Consider the following 3,008-nt stretch of genomic DNA (forward strand, 5'->3'; position numbering starts at 1 on the left):
AATCAAAAAAGCAAATTCGACAAAGAAATATCCAAAATAACATTGATTAATGAAATATCAGAACGATCTATTCAGATACCAAAAACTGATGCAGTAGCATCAATATTTGTAATAAAAGTCGAACTAAAAACAAAAGACTACTCAGAAAGTAACATCGTACTGATATCCAAACTAATCGAACAAAAACTTCTGATAGCCTTGAAATACGAAGACCAGTACCAACTTTGCATCAACGAAACCAAACTATTTAAAAATCAATGGTCGGATGAAAAAGATATTAACTTAGAAATAGCTGGCACTAACTTGGAAGAAGTATGGGAGAGACTGGTTGCACAAGTCGGAAACATTGACATACAAGATGGCAACACATTACAAGAACAAATTGAAATAGAGAACGAAAAACAAAAACTAGAAAAACTCATACAATCAACCGAGAAAAAAGCGCAACTAGAATCGCAATCCAAGAAAAAACTACAATATTATAAACAAATCAGAGAATACGAAAAACAATTGGAGAAGTTATAATGGATAAATTAAACATGCAGACACGCAATCAAGCAGAAGATAAATTCAAAAAACTACAAGAACTGTTTCCAAATGCGGTCACAGAAGTGATGAATGAAAATGGTGAAATCGAAAAAGCAATAGACAAGGATGTTTTAATGCAAGAAATTTCATCAAAAGTTGTAGAAGGAAGAGAAGAAAGATACCAATTCACATGGCCGGACAAGAAGCAATCAATCCTTGCAGCAAACGCTCCAATATCCAAGACGTTGAGACCTTACAGAGAAGAAAGCAAAAACTTCGACACAACAGAAAACTTGTACATCGAAGGAGACAACCTTGAAGTACTCAAACTACTACAGGAAACATACCTCGGCAAAATCAAAATGATATACATCGACCCACCCTATAATACTGGAAAAGATTTTGTATACAATGATGATTTCAAACAAACGACAGATGAATACCTTGAAGATAGTGGACAATTTGATGAAGAAGGAAACAGACTTGATAAAAACTTAGAATCAAATGGAAGATTTCACACCGATTGGCTTAATATGATCTACCCTAGGTTAAAATTAGCAAGAAATCTATTAAGTGATGATGGAGTTATTTTTATCAGTATTGATGATAATGAGCAAGAAAACTTAAAAAAGGTTTGTGATGAAATATTTGATAAACAAAATTTTATTGCGACTTTTATTTGGCAAAAGACATATAGTCCTAAGAATAATAATAAATTTGTATCTGAAGATCATGAATTTATAATATGTTTCGCAAAGGACAAAGTTACATTAAATGAACTGAATAGATTAGAACGTGATGAAAAAACGGATAGTATGTATAAGTACGATGACAATGACGGAAAAGGAAAATATAGACTGAGTGATGTAACCATTGGCGAAAAAAAAGGTTATGATATTGTATGGAATGGAAAAACATATAAAGAACCATCGACTAGAGGATGGGCATTTACAGAAAAGAAGATATATAAGCTCATAAAAGAAGGTAGAATTTATCTTCCAGAAGATGAAACTAAAAGGCCTGCTTATAAAAGATACTTATCTGAGGTTCCAGGATTAATATCTAAGACAATCCTACCATACGAATTAGTTGGTCACACACAATCATCAAAGCAAGCGTTAGATAAATTAATAGGTATAAATATATTTGATTATCCAAAACCAGTTGACTTAATAAAATATTTTGAAGTTATTGCGTCTGATAAAGATTCTTTAATCCTCGATTTCTTTTCTGGCTCAGCAACTACCGCTCATGCCGTTATGCAACTAAACGCCGAAGATGGTGGCAATCGTAAGTATATTATGGTGCAACTTCCGGAAGAAACTGATGAAAAATCAGAAGCGTACAAGGCAGGATACAAAAATATATGCGAAATAGGAAAAGAAAGAATTAGAAGAGCTGGAGAAAAAATCCTCGAAGAAAACAAAGATAAAGAAAACATCGACAAGCTCGATGTAGGTTTTCGAGTATTGAAAACAGATACATCTAATATGAAAGACGTATACTACTCACCAGAAAACACCGAGCAAAGTTTCTTGGACAATTTAGAAGACAATATAAAAGAAGACAGAACACAAGAAGATTTGTTATTCCAAGTAATGCTAGATTTAGGGGTTCCATTGTCAAGCAACATCGAAGTTGAACAAATAGAAGATGCCAGTGTGTTCAAAGTAGAAGACAGATTTTTGGTTGCATGCTTTGACGGTTCGATAAGCGATGAGGTTGTAAAACAAATAGCAGAGATGAAACCATTTTATGCAGTGTTCAGAGATATGAGCATGAAGAATGATAGTGTTGCTGTAAATTTCGAACAGATTTTTGAAAGTGTTAGTCCAGAAACTATTAGAAAGGTTTTGTAATATGAAGTTTAACTTTAGAATACAAGATTATCAGACGGATGCTGTAAATTCTGTTGTAGACTGTTTTAAAGGACAAGTGTTCTCTGATGGTATCAATTACAGAAGAGATATCGGAAATAAAAGTCTACACGAAGATTCACATTCTGAAATGAAAATGAATATAGATAGTGATGATATGCTTATCGATTATGAGATGGATGATACTGGATTCAAGAATAATGAGATTATTTTGTCCAGGGATACTCTTCTTTCTAATATAAAAAATGTTCAACAGAGAAATAATGTTATGATTTCTGATTCGCTGGTAGAAGATAATGGAGCATGTTCATTGGATGTTGAGATGGAGACTGGTACTGGTAAGACTTATGTATATATTAAAACTATGTATGAGTTGAATCAAAAGTACGGATGGTCGAAGTTTATCATCGTTGTTCCTTCTATTGCTATTCGCGAAGGCGTGAAGAAGTCTTTTGAGATTACGATGGATCATTTTATGGAACAATACCAAAAGAAGATTAGGTTTTTCGTATATAATAGCAAGAATTTGAATCAGTTGGATGCTTTTTCTAGTAATTCTGGTATTAATGTAATGATTATTAATATGCAGGCTTTTAATACTTC

3 protein-coding genes are annotated in these 3,008 nt (G+C 32.8%); all 3 read left to right on the top strand.

Going from position 1 to position 3,008, the window contains the following annotated elements:
* Positions 1 to 525, top strand: a 525-nt coding sequence (locus tag KHW44_RS07995; RefSeq protein WP_304068152.1) for a DUF4391 domain-containing protein, incomplete at its 5' end; no start/stop codon positions are given.
* On the top strand, positions 525 to 2,387 hold the full coding sequence (locus tag KHW44_RS08000) for a site-specific DNA-methyltransferase (RefSeq protein ID WP_304068156.1): 1,863 nt from the start codon (positions 525 to 527) through the stop codon (positions 2,385 to 2,387). The genes KHW44_RS07995 and KHW44_RS08000, both read left to right, overlap by 1 nt.
* Before the next feature lies 1 nt (position 2,388).
* A partial coding sequence (locus KHW44_RS08005; protein ID WP_304068159.1) for a DEAD/DEAH box helicase family protein occupies positions 2,389 to 3,008 on the top strand: 620 nt, incomplete at its 3' end.

The organism is Finegoldia magna (genome assembly GCF_018371055.1).
GTDB classification, from domain to species: Bacteria; Bacillota; Clostridia; order Tissierellales; family Peptoniphilaceae; genus Finegoldia; species Finegoldia magna_I.

Excerpts from the sequence above, each read along its gene's own strand:
- KHW44_RS08000 (WP_304068156.1), top strand. The coding sequence starts at position 525 with ATGGATAAATTAAACATGCAGACACGCAATCAAGCAGAAGATAAATTC.